The sequence below is a fragment of the Corynebacterium sp. HMSC071B10 genome, from assembly GCF_001814825.1.
GTDB lineage: Bacteria > Actinomycetota > Actinomycetes > Mycobacteriales > Mycobacteriaceae > Corynebacterium.
In genome coordinates, this window is the sequence record NZ_KV817977.1 from 17253 (window position 1) to 38082 (window position 20830).

Annotated in this window: 17 protein-coding genes; 6 read left to right on the top strand and 11 right to left on the bottom strand. The window is 59.6% G+C overall.

Translation table 11 applies throughout. The annotated features are described in order from the left end of the window. Positions 1 to 3 precede the first annotated feature (3 nt). Positions 4 to 1362 carry an MFS transporter gene (locus tag HMPREF2990_RS01760; protein WP_070762424.1) on the top strand — a complete coding sequence of 453 codons (1359 nt, stop codon included), beginning with the start codon at positions 4 to 6 and terminating at the stop codon, positions 1360 to 1362. 13 nt (positions 1363 to 1375) lie between these two features. On the opposite strand, the gene HMPREF2990_RS01765 is transcribed toward HMPREF2990_RS01760, so the two are convergent. Next, a complete protein-coding gene (locus HMPREF2990_RS01765; RefSeq protein ID WP_070762426.1) occupies positions 1376 to 4177 on the bottom strand; it encodes an FAD-binding and (Fe-S)-binding domain-containing protein in 2802 nt (933 codons plus the stop codon). A gap of 10 nt (positions 4178 to 4187) precedes the next feature. Here HMPREF2990_RS01765 and HMPREF2990_RS01770 point away from each other — a divergent pair, with 10 nt between their 5' ends. After that, complete coding sequence (locus HMPREF2990_RS01770) at positions 4188 to 4913, top strand: GntR family transcriptional regulator (protein WP_070762496.1); 726 nt, start codon at positions 4188 to 4190, stop codon at positions 4911 to 4913. 4 nt (positions 4914 to 4917) lie between these two features. Here HMPREF2990_RS01770 and HMPREF2990_RS01775 read toward each other — a convergent pair whose 3' ends face one another. Both HMPREF2990_RS01775 and HMPREF2990_RS01780 read right to left on the bottom strand, forming a co-directional pair. Then, entirely contained in the window at positions 4918 to 5208 is a 291-nt protein-coding gene (locus HMPREF2990_RS01775) for a hypothetical protein (RefSeq protein ID WP_070762428.1), read from the bottom strand. Position 5209: 1 nt separating this feature from the next. Further along, positions 5210 to 6562 carry a TRAP transporter large permease subunit gene (locus HMPREF2990_RS01780; protein WP_070762430.1) on the bottom strand — a complete coding sequence of 451 codons (1353 nt, stop codon included), beginning with the start codon at positions 6560 to 6562 and terminating at the stop codon, positions 5210 to 5212. Positions 6563 to 6866: 304 nt separating this feature from the next. Between HMPREF2990_RS01780 and HMPREF2990_RS01785 the strand changes: the two genes are divergently transcribed. The 3 genes from HMPREF2990_RS01785 to HMPREF2990_RS01795 all read left to right on the top strand — a co-directional run bounded on the left by HMPREF2990_RS01785 (position 6867) and on the right by HMPREF2990_RS01795 (position 10484). Then, positions 6867 to 7976: an MFS transporter gene (locus tag HMPREF2990_RS01785; RefSeq protein ID WP_246817394.1), complete on the top strand. Its 1110-nt coding sequence runs from the start codon at positions 6867 to 6869 to the stop codon at positions 7974 to 7976. A 184-nt stretch (positions 7977 to 8160) separates the two neighbouring features. Continuing rightward, a complete protein-coding gene (locus HMPREF2990_RS01790) occupies positions 8161 to 9477 on the top strand; it encodes a short-chain fatty acid transporter (RefSeq protein WP_070762432.1) in 1317 nt (438 codons plus the stop codon). Positions 9478 to 9509: 32 nt separating this feature from the next. Then, positions 9510 to 10484 carry a GIY-YIG nuclease family protein gene (locus HMPREF2990_RS01795; protein WP_083316941.1) on the top strand — a complete coding sequence of 325 codons (975 nt, stop codon included), beginning with the start codon at positions 9510 to 9512 and terminating at the stop codon, positions 10482 to 10484. 254 nt (positions 10485 to 10738) lie between these two features. On the opposite strand, the gene HMPREF2990_RS01800 is transcribed toward HMPREF2990_RS01795, so the two are convergent. The 6 genes from HMPREF2990_RS01800 to HMPREF2990_RS01820 form a co-directional block, all read right to left on the bottom strand. Further along, positions 10739 to 13144 carry a DUF262 domain-containing protein gene (locus HMPREF2990_RS01800; RefSeq protein ID WP_070762433.1) on the bottom strand — a complete coding sequence of 802 codons (2406 nt, stop codon included), beginning with the start codon at positions 13142 to 13144 and terminating at the stop codon, positions 10739 to 10741. Positions 13145 to 13317: 173 nt separating this feature from the next. Continuing rightward, the gene (locus tag HMPREF2990_RS12320; RefSeq protein ID WP_246817395.1) at positions 13318 to 14136 is read right to left on the bottom strand and encodes a hypothetical protein; all 819 of its coding nucleotides are present in this window, start codon (positions 14134 to 14136) and stop codon (positions 13318 to 13320) included. 123 nt (positions 14137 to 14259) lie between these two features. After that, positions 14260 to 14937 carry a DUF4352 domain-containing protein gene (locus HMPREF2990_RS01805; protein ID WP_070762434.1) on the bottom strand — a complete coding sequence of 226 codons (678 nt, stop codon included), beginning with the start codon at positions 14935 to 14937 and terminating at the stop codon, positions 14260 to 14262. A 74-nt stretch (positions 14938 to 15011) separates the two neighbouring features. Next, positions 15012 to 17015: a TRAP transporter permease gene (locus HMPREF2990_RS01810; RefSeq protein WP_246817396.1), complete on the bottom strand. Its 2004-nt coding sequence runs from the start codon at positions 17013 to 17015 to the stop codon at positions 15012 to 15014. A gap of 74 nt (positions 17016 to 17089) precedes the next feature. Beyond that, complete coding sequence (locus HMPREF2990_RS01815; protein WP_070762435.1) at positions 17090 to 17569, bottom strand: DUF1850 domain-containing protein; 480 nt, start codon at positions 17567 to 17569, stop codon at positions 17090 to 17092. Positions 17570 to 17573: 4 nt separating this feature from the next. Next, positions 17574 to 18572, bottom strand: coding sequence for a TAXI family TRAP transporter solute-binding subunit (locus HMPREF2990_RS01820; RefSeq protein ID WP_070762436.1), 999 nt, complete (start codon positions 18570 to 18572; stop codon positions 17574 to 17576). Between the two features lie 323 nt (positions 18573 to 18895). Between HMPREF2990_RS01820 and HMPREF2990_RS01825 the strand changes: the two genes are divergently transcribed. Beyond that, a complete protein-coding gene (locus tag HMPREF2990_RS01825; RefSeq protein WP_246817397.1) occupies positions 18896 to 19315 on the top strand; it encodes a cupin domain-containing protein in 420 nt (139 codons plus the stop codon). 13 nt (positions 19316 to 19328) lie between these two features. Here the strand turns inward: HMPREF2990_RS01825 and HMPREF2990_RS01830 are convergent, their stop codons facing one another. Both HMPREF2990_RS01830 and HMPREF2990_RS01835 read right to left on the bottom strand, forming a co-directional pair. After that, on the bottom strand, positions 19329 to 19760 hold the full coding sequence (locus tag HMPREF2990_RS01830; RefSeq protein ID WP_070762437.1) for a DUF488 domain-containing protein: 432 nt from the start codon (positions 19758 to 19760) through the stop codon (positions 19329 to 19331). Positions 19761 to 19767: 7 nt separating this feature from the next. Further along, on the bottom strand, positions 19768 to 20556 hold the full coding sequence (locus HMPREF2990_RS01835; RefSeq protein WP_070762438.1) for a nitroreductase family protein: 789 nt from the start codon (positions 20554 to 20556) through the stop codon (positions 19768 to 19770). Positions 20557 to 20830: the final 274 nt, after the last annotated feature.

Sequence of the window (20830 nt, forward strand, 5' to 3'; positions counted from 1 at the left end):
TCAGTGGCAACTTCGACCGGGAACGACGGCTCCGCGCCGCACGTAACGCAGACAGAGCAGCCAACACAGCGAGAGCGACTGACTAACGAACACAAAAGGGTGCTTGGGGGAGCCCTGGTTGGCACCACGATTGAGTGGTTCGACTTCTTCATCTATGCGCAAGCTGCTGGCCTGATCTTTGCCACGCAGTTCTTCAGCCCGGTCGCGGACCAGTCGCCGGGGCTCGCGCAGATTATTGCCTGGGCCTCGCTCGGTATTTCCTTCCTGTTCCGTCCGCTCGGGGCGATTCTCGCGGGGCATCTCGGTGACCGCATTGGTAGGAAGCCGGTGCTGGTGGTCACGCTCGTCGGCATGGGGTTGGCAACTCTCCTGATGGGGCTGCTGCCAAACTACGCGGCATGGGGCATCGCCGCACCAATCCTGTTGGTGTTGCTACGAATCATGCAGGGCATGTCCGCCGGCGGGGAGTGGGGCGGTGCAGCGCTCATTGCCGTGGAGCATGCGCCGGTGTTGCGGCGTGGCTACTTTGGTGCGTTCCCGCAGCTCGGAGTGCCGCTAGGGATGATGCTGGCGACGATCATGATGCTCACGCTCACTACTGCGATGTCGCCCGAGCAGTTTGAGGCGTGGGGGTGGCGCATCCCGTTTGTGTCCTCGTTGGTGCTCATTCTCGTCGGCTTCTTCATTCGCAAATCCGTTGAAGAGTCGCCAGTGTTTACGGAGATGGAGGAGCTGCGCGAGCGTTCCTCCGCTCCGCTGAAGGATCTGTTTGCCGGTCACTCCAAGCTGGTCGGACTGTGCGCCTTGATTTTCGCAGGCAATAACGCCGCCGGGTACCTGCTCATTGCGTTCTTCGTCTCCTACGGATCGAAGACGCTTGGCTTCCCGCGCCCGACGGTGCTGGGCATCATGTTGCTTGGCAGTGGTGCCTGGTTCTTCTCCACGCTCATCAGCGGGCACATCTCTGACATCATCGGTCGCAAAACCATCTTCGTTTGGGGCTACGCGGCGCTCATTCTGTGGTCGCTGCCGCTGTGGGTGCTCGTCGACTCTGGCCAGATCTTCCTCTTTGCCCTGGCTACCATCGTGCTTGGGGTTCTCCTCGGCGTGACTTACGGGCCACAGTCGGCGCTTTACGCTGAGATCTTCCCAGCATCTGTGCGTCTCTCTGGCCTGAACATCAGTTACGCGCTTGGCTCCATCATTGGCGGCGCGTTCGCCCCGATGATCTCCCAAATGATCCTGGAGCAGACCGGCAAGGCGATCTACATTGGCGTGTACATCGCGGTGTTGTGCGTCTTCTCCATGCTCGCCGTGATGGCGGTGCCGAGGGGAATTCAGGGGCGGAGTTTGAACCAGTAGGAGCGAGCGGGCGCTACACCCCTGACTCCTTCAGCACGTCGCGGACGATCTCGGCGACGTGCAGCGCTTGCTTTCCGGTGCCCTGCTGCACCTGCGTGCGGCAGGAGAAGCCGTCGGCAGCCACGATCCCGTCGTGCTCGCGCACTCTCGGGAAAAGCTCTCTTTCGCCGAGTTCGAAGGACATCTCTGCGTGGCCGTCTTCGTAGCCCCAGTTTCCAGCGAGCCCGCAGCAACCGGTCTGGATTTGATCTTGATCGTAGCCTAACGCGGCGAGGATAGCTTCGGATTGCTGCGGATCGCCGAGGGACCTTTCGTGGCAGTGGACCTGGGTGAGCACTGACCCTGCCTGCGGCTGAATACGACCCTCTGCCACGAGTGCCTCGATCTTGGGGGCGACGACCTCGGAGAACGACTTCGTCGCCGCAGCGAGCCGGGCAACACGCGGGTCACGAGTCTGCGATACCGCGTCATGCTGCAGCATCGTCGTGCACGAAGGCTCGATTGCTACCACATCCAATCCTTGAGCGATGTATGGCTCGAACACCTTGGCCGAATGCTCGAGTACCTTTCGCGTCATATCGAGCTGTCCTGTGGAGTGCCAGGTCAGCCCGCAGCAGACAAATTCCTGGGGGATGATCACCCGGAATCCTAAGGCCTCCAGGACCTCCACTGCTGCCTGCGCAGGTTGCGTATTCAGCTTTGAGTTGAAGGAATCAGGCCACAGCACAATCGGCTCTCCGATGTACTTCGGAGCCCGCTTCTTCGCCCACTTCTGCAGGGACTCTGGCGCGAAGCTGATCAGCGGGCGGCCTGCGTCCAACCCGCCAGCTTTCGCCATCACCTTCGCGGGGATGCGGGATTGCATGAGTTTGCCCGCGATGCGAGGAACAAGCGGGAGTCGGTGAGCAATCTCGCTGAGGATCGGCAGCCACCCCATGAGGTAATGCACGCGCGGCCGAAGCTTTCCTTCGTAGCGGTCGTGCAAAAACTCCGACTTGTAGCTCGCCATGTCCACATTGACGGGACACTCAGATGCGCAGGCTTTACACGACAGGCAGAGGTCGAGAGACTCTTCGACATCGGAAGGCTCTACCGTTTCGCCTCGGAAAAGTTCCGAGAGCACGCGGGCGCGGCCACGGGTGGAGTGCACTTCGTCATGCGTGATCTGGAAGGAGGGACACATTGCGCCATCCATGGAGCGGCAGGCAGAAACTCCCACGCAGCGGTTGACAGCGTTGGTGAAGCTGCCCTTGTCCTGCAAAAACAGCTGAGTGGGCTGTATTTCGTTGCGTCGCTGGTTTGGCTCCATGCGCAGCCCTTCAGTCACCGCATCAGCCCACACCAATACTCCCGGGTTCATGACTCGTTGCGGGTCAAACAACAGCTTGAACTCTTCAAACACGGAGCGAAGCTCTGCACTGTACATCGTCGACAGCAGTGATGACCTGGCGCGCCCGTCGCCGTGCTCGCCCGAAAGCGAACCGCCGTACTTGCTTACAAGCGCTGCAGCCTCGTTCATGAAGCGTTCAAAGTTATCGATCCCCTCCTGAGTATGGAAGTCGAAGCTGATGCGTACGTGCACGCAACCTTCACCAAAGTGCCCGAAGGGAATGCCTCGGTACTCGTATTTATCCATCAAGGCGTAAAGCTCTCGGAGGTAATCCGCGAGATTCTCGGGCGGAACAGCGGAATCTTCCCAGTTCGGCCAGGCTTCACCGCCGTCGGGCAGGCGGGTGACCGTGCCAGCCGACGCCTCGCGGATGCGCCACAGCGCTCGGGCCTCCTTCGGATCACTCACCACGACGGCCCCCGTGTGTTCGATGCTTTCAGTCAACGCATTGGCAACGGAGACAGCTTCCTCTTGTGTATCGCCAGTGGTTTCGCAGTACAGCCAGCCACCAGCGTGAGGCTGGCCCGGAAGATTGTCGCCGGCGTTTTCCTGCCCATTCTTCGACCGCAATGCGGCGAGCAAGTCCCCGCCCATGCCTTCAATGGTCGCCACGCCCGGCTGGCGCAAGCGTGGCGCAGCGGCCGCAGCGGCAAATACATCGCCAAAGGACAGGACCGCGAGGGCTGTGTACGCCGGTTTCGGGATGAGGCGGACCGTCATCTGCGTGATGACGCCAAGAGTGCCTTCGGAGCCAGCGAGTGCCTTGGCGATATCGGTGCCCAAGTAGTGCAGCCCGTAACCAGAGACCTGACGGGGGAAGCGGCCGAGCTCCTTGCCAATGAGTTCCTCGTGTTCGGTGTAGAGATCCTTCAGCGCTTTATCGAGGTCAGGATCGTCACAACCGGACTCTGAGAAGGTCACCAGTTTTCCGCTCGGGAGTGCCATCGTGATGTCGATGAGGTTCTCAGCCGCCGTTCCGTAGGCCACTGAGTGTGAACCGCAGGCATTGTTGGCCACCATGCCGCCAATGGTGCAGCGGGAATGTGTCGAGGGGTCTGGTCCGTAGGTCAGCCCATACTCCGCTGCTGCTTCCCGAAGCTGATCACAGATGACGCCAGGCTCCACAACGGCGGTTTGCGTCGCTGGATCGATGGAGAGGATCCGATTGAAATGCCGGGAGGTATCGATAACCAGACCATCGCCGATGGCATTTCCGGCTACCGACGATCCACCGCCGCGCCCGACGATCGGCCATCCCTGCTGCTTGGCATATGCAATTCCGTCAAGCACATCTTCCACTGATTCGGGCTCGAGTACTGCGGCCGGAACACGGCGGAAGAGCGAGGCATCTGAGGAATAGGCGGCGCGGGTAGGCATGTCGCGGCGAAGTTTCTGCAGGAGAGAGGGTTGAGACTCAGGTACCATTGTGTTCCTTATGACGAGAAAAGCGGATGCGGTGGTGGACTACGTTCGAGGTGCCATTCAGTCAGGGGCCATGAAGCCTGAGGAATGGTACAGCGTGGCGCAACTGGCTGATCAGATGGGGGTTTCGCGCTCTCCCGTGCGGGAGGCACTGCTGAAACTGCAGGAAGCGGGGCTTGTGAGATTCGCGAAGAACCGCGGATTTGAAATCATCGAGACGGGCGCGAGCGACGTCGCGGAGATCTTTGCTATCCGCCTGGGGCTCGAACCGCCTGCGGCGTATCGTGCTGCGCGCCTGCGTACCCCAGAGCAATTGGCGACGGTCTACCAACTGATGGCGGACATGCAAAAATGTGCTGACCAGGGGGACGAAACGGAGTTTTTCGTTCATGACCGTGCGCTGCATGTCCAGCTCTACGAGATGAGCGGCTCGCGGTACGGGCAGGGCGTGATGGAAAGGCTCAGGGACATCACCGGGATTCTGGGGCACACCACCGCTGGCACGTCGAGGACGTTGCATGACATCCTCAACGAGCACCGGCCGATCATTGAGGCGATCATCGCGGGCGATCCCGCAGAAGCCGCAGCCACAATGCGTGAACACCTCACGATTACGGGAAAGCTGCTGACCCGCCAAGCGCTCCTCGCGGAAACCGACGAGGGGCAGGATGCGCTGTCCGACAGCTTGGTTGCCGAAAAAGTGGAGGCGGTCTGGTCGAACCACGTGATCGATGTCTAGCAAGCTACTCCCTTGATTGTTTGCGTTCCTGCTCAACTTCGCGCTCTTTTGCCGCTTGCGCTTTCCGAGCCTGCCGTGCCTTCGGCCGGTAGCCGAGCACGAATGCCGCAAGCGCACACAGCGTCGCAGCGCCAAACACCCATGGGGCAAGCGCGTCATTGACACCGGTGACGACGTCGCCGTTGCCCATGAACACGCCGATTGCTTGCAGGCCGACCAGGACGAAGCCGCCAATGAGGAAGGCGGCGAGGAACACATAGAAGAGCACGCGGAAGATCTTAAAAATGGCAGACACTTTAGACTCCTGGGACGTATACCGGTAGGAAGCCCATGCCAACGAGCCACGAAAGCAGGATCATTGGCAGGACGAAGTACATGATCAGCGGGACAAACATCTTGGTTGGGTTGGCGTCGGCCATCGCGGCGGACAGGTAGATCGGCGCGCCGACGGGCGGGGAAGCACCTTCTGTTGCGGTGCACAGCAGCACTGCCACGATCGCGATGGTTGGGTCGATCCCAACGGCGGTGAGTGCGGCGACGGCGGGTGCGCCGACTGCAGCTGCGGTGGCGGTAGAGGAAAGCGGGGTCGCCACGATGACAGCGAGTACACCGACGACGACGAGCATCGCCCACTTGGGAAGGTCGAAAGCACCCAGGGTGTTGGAGAGCTGATCGCCGACGCCAAGCTCCTCCATGATCGCCGCAGCGGCGAGTGCAGCGAAGAGGGAGATGCCTACCGTCGCAAAGCTCGGCAGGTCGCGCACGATCTGAGCGCGGAACTGCGCATTGTTGCGTCGGATGCGGCCAGCGCCCTCGATCAGCGCGATGACGGTGATGAGAATGGGGACCCAGACGATGATCGAGATGGCTTTAACGCCGTCTTCGCCGACGCCCGTGGACTCCTTGAGCCAGGCCGCGACGGGCCCAATGGTCAGCAGCACTGGGATGAGAATGCCCAAGAAGATGGACGGGGAACGCCAGCCCTGCTGCCACGCAGTGCTGAAGGGCACGATGTTTTCTGATGGAGTCCGCGGAATGTTGTCTTTTCGCGTCCAGTACCAGACGACAATCAGTCGGTAGAGGACCGCGTAGGCACCGGCGCAAGCAAGGGTGACGTACACCTGGCTCGCGGATGAGGCGGCCGCAGCAGGCATCGCCAAGATAATGAACATCGTGGAGTTTGGCGGAAGCGCAACACCGAGCCCAGAGTTGCCGGCAACAAGAGTCGCAGCGCGATTGGAAGAAAACCCGGTCTGCTTCATCCACGGGATGGTGACGGAACCGACCGTTGCCGAGTTGCCGGCCGTCGACCCGGCAATGAGCCCCATCATGGCGGAAGACAGGGTCGACACATACCCCGCGCCGCCGCGCAGCCTGCCGAAGATCGAGTTCAAGATGGTGATCAAGCGGTCAATCAAACCGGTGGACTGGACGATTATCCCCATGAAGACGAAGGCCATGCCAGCGAAAGTGACTTCGGAAGAAATTGCACTGGTGATGCCGTGCCAAAGGAGCTGGGGCGCGTCCTTACCTCCGAAAAGGGCAACGCCGAGCAAGCCGAGAAGAAGGGCCTCAGCAATATCGCGCTTGAGCACAACATTGATCAGCACCGTGATCGCGATGAACACGAACAGCGCAAGTATGCCCATGCTTCATTCCTTTCAAGTAGCAAAAAGTGATGTGAAGCACGTTACAGGTAACATGTTACAGCGCGCAGTTTTTTCGCGAATTGCCCTCCTATGGGGGTGGAAACGGATGATTGGCCAGAGTTTGACTTGAGTTCGGCGGGGAGTGCTGCGGGTTCATTCATTCCTTAATGGTGTGTTGGGCGAACGGAATACTTAGGGGTGGAGCCACGTGGCGTCGGCAAGCGCGAGCTCCTGAGCAGAATTTATTGAACGTTTATGCTTTAGCGTTATGCATGCACTCGATCGATTTCGGAGCTTCCTGATCATGGCTGGTGGATTCATCGGCCCGTTTCTTGGCCAGTCGATCGCGGTGGTGCTTCCGGAGTTCGCTGCGGACTTTGGGATTACGTTGCGGCAGGCATCGCTCACAATGACAGCATTCATGCTGCCGTTCGCCACGACCATGCTGTTTTCCACCTACCTGGTGCGCAACCTGGAGCCGGCGAAGGTGGTGCGCTGCGCGTTCGGCGTGCTCACGATCGCGGCCGTGGTGCTGGCATTGACACCGAAGTGGTGGCTGTTCGTCGTGGCGTTTATGGCCGCCGCGCTTGCCAACGCCTTTACGTCCCCCCTGCTCCAAGTCATCCTTAAATCGATGACGCCCGAGGATGAGTTGGGCAAAGCGCTCGGCACATATCAGGCGATGCAGTCCTGTGGCCTGTTTTCCGCGCCGCTTCTCGCGGGTGCCAGCGTGCAATTTGCCAGCTGGCGGGCCATGTACGTGGTGCTATTCGTGCTCACACTCACCATGGTGGTGACGGGCTTGCCCTCGACGCCGCCGGCAGGTGCTGGCGAACCTCGTGAAGGTCGTCTACTCAGCTGGCCAGCTGTGCGCGCGGCGCTGACGCTGTTAGTCATCGGTACGTGCGTGATTGGGTTTGGGTTCTTGCTCGCCTTGTACGTTGGCGACCGCTTCGATGCCGACCCGGTGTTGCGCGGTGTTGTCGTGATGGCCGGCGGGTTCACCTCTTTCATCTTCGCTCGATGGGTCGGCTCGCTTGCAGATCGGCTGGGTGCGCGCGTGGTGATCGCTGGTGGACTGGTGGTCGCGGCGGTGGCGCTAGTGGCTATCAGCGTGACGCCTTGGTTAGTCCTGGTAGCTGTGCTGTGGGGCGTGGCCGTACTTGCCGCTCAAGGTACGCAGATTTCCATCAACGTGCTCACTCTGCGCGCGCCAGGCGGAGCGCAGATTCTCTCAACGATCCAGGCGTTCCGCTTCTACGGCAACGCGTTGACCCCACTCGTGTTCCTGCCGATCTACGGCGCGGCTGGGGCGTGGGTGTTCGTAGTGGCGGCAGCGGTGCTACTCGCGATGAGCGCGTTGACTGCGGCGGGGGCGAGTGGGGTTGGGCGCGTTCGTGGAGCGAACGCGTAGGAGAAGCGGAACGGCTGTTCTCCTGCAGTTTCGCTGCGAGGTGGATGTGTTTGGCGCGGCACTGCCGGTTAGGTTTGTGAACTGAGTGTTTGAGGGAGATTCTTATGGTGTAGCTAACTGCTGGGCGTGGTGGGCGTCGAGAAGCGAAGGCCCCAGCGCTCGATTTGAAAGGACGTATGGGGACGTGAATACCCTCGCCAACTTCACCACGAGAGTCGTGCAAAAATATCTGCCCGACGCGTTCGTGCTCGCAATCTTCCTGACCATCATTGTCATTTTGGCTGCGCTCGGCCTGACAGACTCCGGGCTTACGGACGTCGTCGGGTACTGGGGCGAAGGCTTCTCCACCCTGTTCGTCTTCGCAATGCAGATGGCTCTCGTATTGTTGACCGGGTTTGTGCTCGCCCTCAGCCCCGTGGTGGAGAAGCTGCTAGGTATGCTCACCGACATCCCGAAGAAGCCGAACCACGCCTACGCACTCACCGCCGCCATCTCGTTCGTCTGCTGCTACCTGAACTGGGGCCTCGGACTCGTAGTTGGTGCGTTGGTTGCCCGTGAGATGGGCAAGAAGATCAAGGGCGTGCACTTCCCGCTCGTGGTCGCGGCCGCGTACTCTGCAGAAATTGTGCGCGGCCCCTCGTCCGCGATTCCTGTCGTGATGGCGACGCCCGACAACTTCATGTACGACAAGGTCGGCCTCATCCCGATCTCGGAAACGTTGTACAGCTGGTGGAACCTGGCAATCACAGCCGTCATTTTTACCGCGATTATTGGGTTCTACCTGGTCATGCGCGTGCCGGAGGACAAAGCAGTCGCTTTTGTAGACACCGTCGACGAGGATCACGTACATGAAGAGCCGGAAGGTGAGCTGACCTTCGCAGAACGGTTGGATAACTCTCGTATTCTGCTCATGTTGCTGGGTGTGCTCCCGCTGGCGTACCTGGTGATGTACTTCGCCGAAGAAGGGTTCAACATCAACCTCAACACGGTGATCCTCATCTTCCTCACTCTTGCCCTGTTCGCACACCGCAGCGTGAAAGATTTCCTCAACGCCGTGCAAGAGGCGATCACTTCCACCCGTGGCATCATCCTGCAGTTCCCTCTCTACGCGGGCGTGGCCGGCATCATGAGTGAATCCGGCCTGGTCGAAATTTTCTCCAATGCCTTCATCTCAATTGCAAACAGCACCACCTTCCCGATACTGACCTTCCTGTCTGCAGGCCTGGTCAACGTGTTCATTCCATCCGGCGGCGGCCAGTGGGCGATCCAAGGTCCCGTCATGCTGCAAGCCGCCGAGGCGATGGGGGCAAGCATCCCGCAAACCATCATGGCTTTCGCCTGGGGCGACGCATGGACCAACCAGATTCAGCCCTTCTGGGCGCTTCCGCTGCTCGGGGTTGCTGGCCTGAATGCGCGGAGCATCATGGGCTACTGCATCCTGTGGCTCGTGATTACCGGCGTAATTATTTGTGCAGGGTTCACTCTGCTCACGCTGTTCTGACCTGTACTTTTGGACGATTAAAATGTGGTGCTGTGGGTATTGAGTTTGAGCAGGCAACGTTCCGCGGCACAGCATACCAAGTTGATGACCTCGACTCGGTCTCTGTACTGTTCCACGGGAAAGACAAGCGAGGCATTTACCGACTGAGCTTTGCTAACGGGGAAGCCTATGTCGGACAGGCCGAGAACGTAGTTCGCCGCTTTGCTGGCCACCGACGCCGCTGGGAAGACATTGTCGGCCTTGAATTCTTCCCCGTCATCGGACCCGAACCGTTACTCGCCGCGGAGAGGATCCTCATCGCGGAAACGGAGCGTACATGTTCATTCCGCAATGTGGTTGACACGAAACGTCCGCGGGGCGAAAAAGATTACGTCATCGAGGTCAATGAGGGCAGTAGCGTGTCGCTTCCTTGGGATCGCGCGAAGCGGAAAACACTTGATGACGGGCTGCGGACGAAGTTCTTCGAACTAGCACGACGATCGGACTACTTCGTTACTCGGGAGATTGCAGGTTGGTTTATTCACCAGACTATCCCCGACCCGCTGGCTACTCGGGGCAAGCTGTGGACGGTGTCCTGCTTGCCGTCGACAAATAAGCGGCGTGACTACTTCCGCACGTTCTGTATCAGCGCCGGAAACCTTGAAATGATGGTTGGGGAGGTATACGACGGAACGAACCCACAGGTGCGTATCAACACTGAGCGAAACGAAGAATTCGCAAAGTATCAGGGCATCCACCATGGATGGGAAATGGGGGATGCGGAGTATCCGATCGCAAAAACGGCCTGGTGGCTCTTTAACGCGTACTTCCTCTACGACGTCATCATGGGGCAGGAAGAGTTTCCTGCCCTTGACCCGATGCTGGAGGCAGCGTACGCACTCAATGTCCGAATGATGCGCCGTGGGGGCACGATGTACCAGCGATTCCACAACGCGGAACTGAGCACTGACCTGCTTAACGCAGCCGCGAAGTGGGGGAACCCGGAGTGGCTTGGAACGGACGCGTAAACGCCGCAGGTTGCTTCTGTTTACGCGTAACTAAGCTTTAACGTTTCGTGAAACATGCAAACATAGGCCTCTAAATTTTAGAGTTTTCGAACACCTTAAGGGATATTGCTGTAAACAAAGGCGCGGTGCCGACGCCGGGCCGCAACCTCCTTACCCCATTACTCCCATCTGCAATTCTGTTCACAAACTCCAGGCTCCGCGCGTGACGAACATGCCCCTATGGCGACTCGTTGGCCACTTCCGTGGCAGCCACCTCAGAACGCCTCCAGCCTCCGCACCCACTGGGCGAGCGTGCCGTCGATAATCGCGTCGTGGATCGTGGCAGGCCCAACTAACCGAGCTGCCTGGATGATCATCTGGATCACCGTGAGTGCCTGCAGCTCCGTGGCTGACTCCGGCGATACCTGCTCGGCGATCTGTAGCAGCGACAAATTCGAAACCTCCGCGTCCGGCGTCGCCGGCGCGTACTTCGCGAACTCCTCCGTGAACTGTGCGCGAAGCGCCACAGTGTCCTCCAACGGCGACTGCAACTCTGCGGCTTCGTCAAGCTCGACGACGTATTTCAATAGTCCGGCGTACTTCGCCACAGGCTTTTCAGGCTCGTCTGCTGCATCTTGCTCGGTGGGTTTTAACCGGAACTCTAGGTCGTTGGTGTCCAGGTCGAGCCGGTCGAAGATGAAGCGGAGTAGTCCCATTTTTGCCGAGGTGCTGTTGCCGACGTCGACGGCGAGGGAGTCGTCGACTACTCGGCGGCCGTTCGGCAGATGCGCGGGGTCGAACTCAGTGTGCAGTAGCGCGGCGTCGTTGGAGAGGGCGAGGAGTTCGGAGCGGTGGTCGCGAAGGAGGTGCTGCAGCAGGGCAACAACCATGTCTACCCAGCTCTCTACTGTTTTGGAGAGGTCTTGGTATTGGAACCCAACGATCCACCGCCCGGTGAACTCGCCGGAGTCCCCCATCACTTCGGTGGGGAGCACGGTTTGGGGCGGGGTGAACGTTGTCGTTGGCATGCGCCAGTAGTCCAGGGCCGCGGTGACGATGTCTTCCGTGCGTTGCTGTAGCTCGGCTTCGCCCCAGGTCGTGGCCTCTTTGAGTCTGCGGTTGAGGCGGTATGGGGAGGAGTCGAAGCCCTTGTCTGTGGCCTTCTTCACGGCGAACGGCTTATTGGAGTAGCTGGAGTTGTAGCCGGTCACGGTCAGGTTGCCGATGCGGTGCAGCCACTCGCTATGGATGCGTTCAGCGTCAGGACCAAGCGTTGTTTTCCATTCCTTGCTCAGCGTTTGCGGCATGATGTGCTCAATGGAAATGTCGCCGCTTTCGAGGTTTTGGGCGATGTCGCGGGTATCACGCGAGTTGCCGTTCTCGAGGACGTCGTAAATGTAGTTCCGCCACTGGGCCTTGATGCTGTACATATTGCGAGTTTCTAGCGCGGCTTGTACCTCACTATCGGTAGGGATACGACCGTTGCCTGTGCGTCGCCTCAGCACATACGCGTATACGTCAGCAAACCGGTCATCCTCTTTACGCAACTTCGTGATCTCGGAGTAGGCCGTCGCAAAGATCTTGTTCAACGCGTTCGTTGCCATCTCGATGATGAAGCGGCGCGCAATAAACGACTCAGTGATGCGAAGCACGTCGCAGAAATCATCCTCAGTGATGCGACCGGCGTGGACGTCGCGCAGCACAGGCATGAGGAACGGCAAGGTCACACCGCCGAGAATGGGCTGCATTCGTCGCAGAATCCGATCCGCCTGCGCAAACTCGGTACTCGATTCCTGAATCTCCTTGTAATACCGAGAAAACTCGTAAAGCTCCTCCAACACCTCCTTTGTTTCGGCACCTTGGCGCTGTGTGAAGCGTTTGAACTCTTCATACACATCCTTCTCACGCGGCGTACGAGAATTCTTCGTCGTGAGATACCAGCGGATAAACGCCGAAGTCCGGAACTTCGCATTCATCTCGATGGGGTTCCACAAGTCCTCATAGAGCTTCTCCTGCACCTTCGGTGCGTGCCCCATCAGAATGAAGTTGCGCACCTTATCGGCCTCAGTCAGGTCCAAGCCCGTCGAGTTCAGCGACTCAAAGATTCGCTGCGGATCATCATCTTTGTCCAGCTCAAGCAGCATTACCTGCAGCTTTTCGACGGCTCCCCAAATCTCATCCGCCTTATATTCCGTCACGCGCAGCCGGTCTTGGAAGTATTTGAAGTTCGCCGTAAGATTCGACGCCGCCACGTACCCTGACGGTTCCCCAAACAGTGCGTCATACGCCTTCTTGTCATCTTTGACCGGCTTGAGCTTGAACCGGACCTCCTGCCGTTGATCACCGATCATGAGGAAGGAATCGACAATCTTCACACCCAAGGATTGGTCATCAGCACGGATGTCCCCGTTCTCGATCGCCTTCGCCAACGCGAGCATCAAAATGCTGACGGTGGTGAGGCGCTGCTGGCCGTCGATAACTAACCACTCAAACGACGTCCCGCCGCCCACAATCGCACCAAAGAAGTGAGCCTCCCGCCCCTCACGAATAATCTCCTCCAAGTCATCGAAGAGCTGCGCGCAATGCTTCCGCTGCCAGTCGTAGTTGCGTTGATATACGGGAATGATGAGCTCGCGGTGCTGGCCGTCAAACACTTGGATGATCGGGCGTGCGCCTTGCATGGAAACCACCTTGGTCGTTGTAGGTGCGGTCGGCCTCAGTGTAGTTGAGGAAATTCGGCGCGATCATCGCTTACGGTGGGTCGTGTTGACTCAATGTTGAAATCCACGTATCTTTGAGTCATCAAGCCGCAAGGCAAATAGGCTCTGGCCCCCGAGAAATCGGGGGCCATCTTTTATTCTCTTGGTATCGGCGACGTGGCCAATACGTTTGGTATCCATTTCTGGTTCTTAAACCAATCCCCTAACTCAGGATTGATTGCGCGGAGCAATTCGATGCAGTCTCGGTGCGCATTCTGAATTCTGTTTTGGTCTTTGACTAGCGGGCGTCGATGGGTAGCTCGGTTTCGTAATTCTTTGACCCCTAGCGCCTGGCCTTGGAAACGCCTGCGATTCGTGGAGTTTTGGCCATAGGGCGAGAGATTCGGCTCAAGCGCTTCATTCCAGAGAACAACGCGAGCATTACGTTCGCCCGCATGTGGCTTGGGGAGAAGATGCACCCACTGACCGAATGTCAGCCCCGCTACGTAATCATCATGCGTGGGCGTTTCGATGCCCGGTTGAATTTCAGCCATGCTCGCAAGCGCAATGCCATTCTTGTTTGTGGTTATTTCGGCCAGTTTGCCCATTGGGTACAAGAGCCATTCTGGCGACCCGCAACGTGATGGGCTCGTATTCCATTGGGAGAATCCGTGATCCATGAAATTGCGTAGTTGGATTTCGACTTCACAAGCAGAGCGGTCTACAGCAGCAGCCACATCTCCATTCCAAATGTAAAGGCGAGCAGCCAAGATGAGAACCTCTGTCTCAGTGTCAGCGTAGTGTGTGGCTAAATGCAGATAAGTTGTCTTTCTTGGCTCCGGGAGCGCCTCTAAGATCAGCGCCGCTTCTTTGGCAGACACCTCGTTTGTAGAAAAGTGCATCAGTCCCCCATGACCCCGATTGAGAAGGCGTGCCAGTGCCCCAACACGTCCCGTTTCTTTAATAGTTTTCATTTAACTTACAACACAGACCAGCGGATACGCTGAATTGCTCATCTGAACGTTCATCCGGGGGCCGAGCTGTTCTCATTTATCGACGTCCCCTCCGCCTCCCCCGCTATCTTTCAAACAATTACGCTACTCCGGTCTGCTCAGCCCCGATTTCCATGCTGCGAGCGGGTACTTTGCGTTGAACGGCGTGTAGTTGACGGTGTATGTTCCCTCGGCAATCGGAGCCTGATAGCACTGCACCCCGCTGGTGGTTTGCCCAGGGAGAACGGACCCGTCCCAGCGCGGAAATGCGGAAGGCTGCGTGTACTCCATCTTTTGCCCAGTTGGGGTGATAAGCGAAAAGTTGCTAGCCGAGAGCCATGTTTCGTAGTCCATTCCGTTGAGGAAGGACACATCGTGACATACGAGATCCTTGCCCTCGAAGCTTTTGCCCAGACTGCGCAAGGGGCCGACGTAGACACGCTGCCCAACCACGTTGGCGGTTTCCCCGGTTTCCAGCGGGACGAGCTCGAAACTCTCCTTCGCCGGCGCTTCCCGATCCTGCAGCCGAGCCCCTTCCGGCTCAACGCTTTCGCCTGTGGCCCCGAACGTCGCCGGGGCCTCGCCCGCTTCCCTCGCTGCCGAAATCTTCTCGTCGACCAGCCCGTGCGAAGGGAAGACCGCCGTCCCCTCCCCCGTGGTCTCTTCGCTTCCCGACGCCCCGTCCTCCTCATCATCGGGGAGCAGGGCAAGCACCACGGCAAGCACAACAAATGCGACTGCCCCGGTCACCAGAAACTCTTTCAGTGTCAAGTCATCGCTCATGCGTGGGTCTTTCGTCGGGGACTGGGTGGCCCCAGTGTGGCAGAAAACCGTGTGGGCTGCATCACTCTTTAAGCCTAGATGTTCTTCACGGAAAGGAGTCCTTCCTTCTTTGCCAGCACAGACTGGATCACGATGCAGACCAATGCAACGGCGATACCGATCAAGTCAGTGCTCAGGTCGGGTGCCATCATGGTCAAAGCCGCACCCGCGAACAGCACGCGGAGCACGGGGTTCACGCGCACCATCAAATGGCCCTCCACTGCCACAGAGAGCAAGAGGACGCCGACGACGCCCGTGACCGTGACCTGCAACGCTTCGACTAGACTGACGTCCTGCATCAGCATCGCCGGGTTGAACACGAAGATGAACGGAATGATGTAGCCGGCCAACGCAAGCCGCATCGATTGGAAACCGGTCTTGACCGGATCGCCGCCGGAAAGGCCCGCCGCGGCAAAGGAAGCCAGGGCCACCGGCGGGGTGATGTTGGCAAACAGGCCGAAGTAGAAGACGAAGAGGTGAGCGACCAGCGGCTCCACGCTGAGTTGTCCCAGCGCTGGAGCGGCCATCGTGGCTGTGATGATGTAGGTCGGGATCGACGGCAGGCCCATGCCCAGGATGATGCAGGCGATCATTGTAAGGATCAGCGAGAACAGGAGGTTGCCCGCGCCGATGGTGACGATCGCGTTAGCCAGCGTGACACCGAAACCGGTCAAGGTCACCACGCCCACAATCACACCGACGGCAGCACAGGCGATGGACACGGACACGGCGGTTTTCGCGCCGTCGGCAAGCGCTTCGACGATCTCCTTGATGCCCATGCGAGTCGCTGGACGTAATTCCGCGACCACGACGGTGACGATGATGGTCAGCAGCGCGGAGAAGATGATGGTGCGGCCGGTGAAGAAGAGCATGTAGATCAAAAACAGCAGCGGCAGCATGAGGTGGCCGCGCTCTTTCATGACCTCTTTGACCGCAGGCAGGTTCTCCTTCGAGATGCCGCGCAGCCCTTCTTTCGTCGCGCGCAGGTGCACCTGTGCGATCACGCCGAGGTAGTACAGCAGGGCGGGAACGAGCGCGGCGATGGCGATATCGCGGTAGGGCATGCCGAGCGTCTCCGCCATGATGAACGCAGCGGCACCCATCACCGGCGGCAGGATCTGGCCGCCAACAGAAGCGGAGGATTCGACAGCACCGGCAAAGACCGGCTTGTAACCCACGCGCTTCATCATCGGGATGGTGAAGGCACCGGTGGTCACCACGTTCGCCACTGCCGCGCCGTTGATGGATCCCAAGAAGCCGGAGGCCACCACGGCCACCTTTGCCGGGCCACCGCGGGACTGCCCGGCGAGTGCGAGCGCGATGTCGTTGAAGAACTGGCCCATGCCGGACTTCTGCAGCACCGCGCCGAAGAGCACGAACAGGAAGATGTAGGACGCAGCGACACCGACGGCGGTACTGAAGATGCCCTCGGTGGTCAGGTACAAAAAGCTGGTGAGGTTTTCCCAGGTGTAGCCGCGGTGCCGCAACATACCCGGCATCTCGCGCCCGAAGAGCGCGTACGCCATAAACAGCACGCCCAAGATAGGCAGAGCCCAGCCAGTGATGCGCCGAGCTGCCTCGAGCACCAGCACGATCAGCAGGATGCCGAAGACGAGATCCATCTGCGTCGGCACGCCGGCACGGCGGACGATGTCCTCAAAGTTGAGGAAGATATACACCGCCGGAGCGATTGCAGCGAGAGCGAGGATGGCGTCATAGATCGGGATCTTTGTCCTGCTGGCACCCTTGTATGCGGGGTACAAGGTGAAGGCAAGCACCAAGATCATGGCGACGTGGATTGCGCGGTGCACCAACACTGGCGGCGTGCCGAAGTAGGCCGTATACATGTGGTACAGCGACACCACGACGGCAAACGCGGTGATAATCCAGGCAGTCCGTGAAGACGCAAAGTCGCGCAGGCGAGATTCGCGGTCATACTTTTCCAGAAGCTCCTGCGCCTCTTCGTCGAGCGTGTCGCCAGCAAGCTGTATAGGTTCGCCACCAGATCCGGTGCCATCGAGGTCAACTTTGCGTGACACTGGGGTTGTCGCTGAGTTGCTGCTGTTCATGGGTACTGCCTTCTCTCATTTCCGGTGGGTACGTGGCGCGGAAGCTACCGCACGAAGACGGTGGCGAACGTGTGATGCGGGATTTCGTCGTCGAGAACCAGTGGCGGATCTCCGTTTAGGAAGGTGATGGTTAGGGTGTGCGATGTTGCGTGGGAATGCACCCACTGCAGGCGGGGCACCTCGCGGTTGATGCTGCTTGTGTGCACCATGCCGCCCTCGTTGCGGGTGACTCCCTCGAGATCGGTCGGGGCACCTGCGCCGAAAGACTTGAGGTACACGTCGGTAAGGACGAGGTGCTCGTCTTCGACGCGGTAGCGCTCCTCCCACGGCGTCTTTTCAATCGAGTGAACCCAGGCTAGGGAGATAGAGTCCACCTCGTTTGCGTCAACGTGGAAGAACTCGGCACCGGACTCCGCGTCCTCCACCACCAGCTCCGGGGTGCTGCCGCAGCTCGTGAGGCCAAGCGCCAGCAGGAGGGTGAGGGCGAGGGCGCGGAGTCGGTGCACGCAGGCGTCGACAAGCACTGCCCTAGAGTGCGCCTACCTCTTCGAAGTAGCGGCGCGCGCCGGGGTGCAGCTCGGTGGCCAGGCCATCTTCGACGGAGTCGAGCGTGATCTGCTTCGCCGCGTTGTGGGCGCCCTGGATCTGCTCCAAGTTCTCAAAAAGCGCCTTAGTGATCGCGTAGACCTGATCATCGCTCAGGCTCGGGGAGACCAGGAGCTGATTGGTGATCGATGCAGTCGGCACATCCTCCTCCTCGTCGTAGGTGCCGCCCGGGATGACATCATCCTCGAAGAAGGGGTACGTCTCCTGCAGCTTCTTCATGCCCTCGCCCTCGATCGGCACGATGACCACGTCGTCCGTAGTCGCGAGATCCATCACGGAGCTATTCGGCAGACCAGAGGTAACGAATGCCGCGTCGGTCTGGCCGTTCTTGATCTGGTCAATCGAGTCAGCGTACGAGAGGTAGTCCTGGTTGATGTCGTCGTAGCTCATGTCATGAGCCTCCAGGATCATCTGAGCATTGAGCTCAACACCCGAGTTCTGGTCGCCGACGCCAACGCGCTTACCGCGCAGGTCCTCCACCGAGGTGATGCCCGAGCTCTTCGTGGTGACAATCTGCACGAAGTTCGGGTACAGCGCGGTGATCGCCTTGAGATCCTTCAGCGCCTCCTTGCCCTCGAACGGGCCCGTGCCCTCGATGGCCTGGCGAGTCGCGTCCCCCATGGCGAAAGCGACCTCTGCGCGGCCGTCAGTGAGGAGCTGGATGTTTTCCACCGAGGCACCCGATGCTTGCACGGAGGAATCCGCGCCAAGGGTGTCGCTCAGCACCTGAGACATGGCCGCGCCAATCTGATAATAGGGGCCAGAGGTGCCGCCGGCGGCGATGGTGACGAAGTCCACGCTGGTCTCGCCGGAAGCTGCCGAGTTGCTGGAGTCCCCGCCTGCGTCCGAACCAGAATCAGAGCAGCCGGTGAGCAGAAGTGCAGCAGTTGCAATGGCTGCGACGGTTGAACGAATACGCATTGTGCTCTCCAATCAAAATAGGGATGGGATTGAATGTGTGCTGACTCCAATAAAGCTAGCAATATGAGGTGGGTCATGTTGGGAATTTCTGCAATGTAACCAAAAAGTGACCGTTTGGTGTGGGGTGGGTGGTGCAAATGGAGCTAGCTCCATTTGGGGCCGACCCGTCCTCAAAATCCCAGGTCGCGCCGAGCCGAAAACCCCAAAGGGAGCTAGCTCCATTTACACCGACCCGCCAACAAATCCGCCCACGCGCCCCACGCCCTGCTCACCGACCCGATAAAGTAGACCGCGTAGCTGCTGCAACAAAGATTGGACCAACGATGTCTCAGCCAAAAGACGACCTCCCCGTCAATCGCCCCGAGGTATTTGGCCAAGCCGACTCTGCCGATTCTTCGGACCACGCCACCCGCATCCAGACGATCAACGCCGTCGCCCCGCAGCCGGACAACGCGCGACCGGGTGTCAAGCGCTTGCTGCAGGGGGACGGCGCGAACCTCATCGTTTTCAACTTCTGCCCAGGCCAGACACTTCCGGACCACAAGGCAGCCCACCCGATCACCGTGCAGTGCCTCAACGGCTCCCTGGAGTTCGAGTGCGGCGGCGAGCGTTTCCCGCTCAAGCAGGGAGAAGTCGTCCACCTGCGCGCGTACGTGCCCCACGCGGTCTACTGCCCGGATGACGCCCTGTCGGAAGGCAACATTCTGCTGCTCAGCATGCTCACGGGCGAAAGACACAGCTAGGCAAGCACGCAACCTATAAGTGAACGATCTCCACGTCGTCCCACATCTCGGCGAGATACTCGGCGGCAACTAACCGGTGACAGGTGGAGGGGTCTGCTTCGGAGCAGAGGAGCACGGCGTCGTTAAATAGCGACCGATCGAGCGACGAAACCTCACCAGCGTCGTACTCCTCACGCAGCTGCTTCGAAAACTCATCAAAGCCAATCTCGTCGTGCCGATACGCGCGCATCAGCTCCGCTGACGGCGCCAGCGCCAGCTCGTGCGTGTACGGCATATCCAGGATGACCCGCAGAAAGTAGCGCAGATCGTCCTTCTTGGTAAACCCAGCGAGCTGATTCGTGTTCGAGCGGCGAATATCAACCACGCGCCGCACGCCTGAATCACGCAGGATGCCGAAGAACTCCTCCGCGCTCTTGTGCGAGAACCCAAGCGTGAAAATCCGCATAAATCTCCTAGATCACGAACCCTTGCCAGCGAGCAGCCTGCAACGATTCGTCCTCGAGTGTGCGCTGCGGCGTCAGCTGCTTGACCACCTGGTTGATGTAGCTGTCCACGCGGCTGTTGGCGTTGCGGAGGTCGTAGTAGGTGGTCATCTCCTGGTCGTAATCGGCGAGCGCCTCCGACCAGCTGGTGCGGTGCTGGTAGCCGTTCTCCATCACGCGGAACTCCGGCGCCATACGAGGCTTGAGCTGCGGATTCTGCCCCGGCCAGCCGAGCGTCAACCCGACGACGGGGAAGGTGTAGCGCGGCAGCTGCAGCGCCTCAATGACCGCGGCCGTGTCATTGTGAATGTTGCCAAGGTAGTTCGCGCCGAGCCCGAGCCGCTCGGCGGCATTGACCACGTTCTGGGCCATGAGGCAGGCGTCGGTAAATCCCTCGACGAACACCTTCGTCTTACCCGCGGCCGTCGGGTCGTAGCCTTGTTCCCGCAGGATGGCGGCGTTCCTTGCCGAGTCCACAATAAACAGCAAGTATACCGGCGCCCGCCCCACGTACTCCTGCGCACCAATCTCAGCGAGCCGCGCCCGCAGCTGAGTATCCGTCACCCGAATAATGCTCGCGTGCTGCATCCCCCGCGAGCTCGCAGTTCGCATCGCCACGCGGTACAGCGTCTCCATCGTCTCGTCGGTCACCGGCTGATCGGTGAACTCGCGAATCGTGCGGTGCGTCAGCTGCGCGCGCAGCTCCGGCGGCGCGTCGATCGAGAGGTCTTCAGGCTTGGGCGCGAGTGCATCAGTCATGCAGCCCACGGTACCGCAGGGGCCTTTGCTTATCGACGCCCCGCTGTCCTTTAAGAAACAGCACCCCGTGAGTCGCGACCACCAGGATGACTCATGCCACAGACCACAATGAAAGGCCGTCCTGAAACGGACGGCGACGCCAGGCTGAGGAAGAAGAGGTACTTGGTGCATGGCCCTCAATGAAAGGCCGTCCCGTAAAGGACGGCGACCTGGGGGTGGGGCGAGTGATTAAGCCGGATGTTGTTGGCCCTCAATGAAAGGCCGTCCCGTAAAG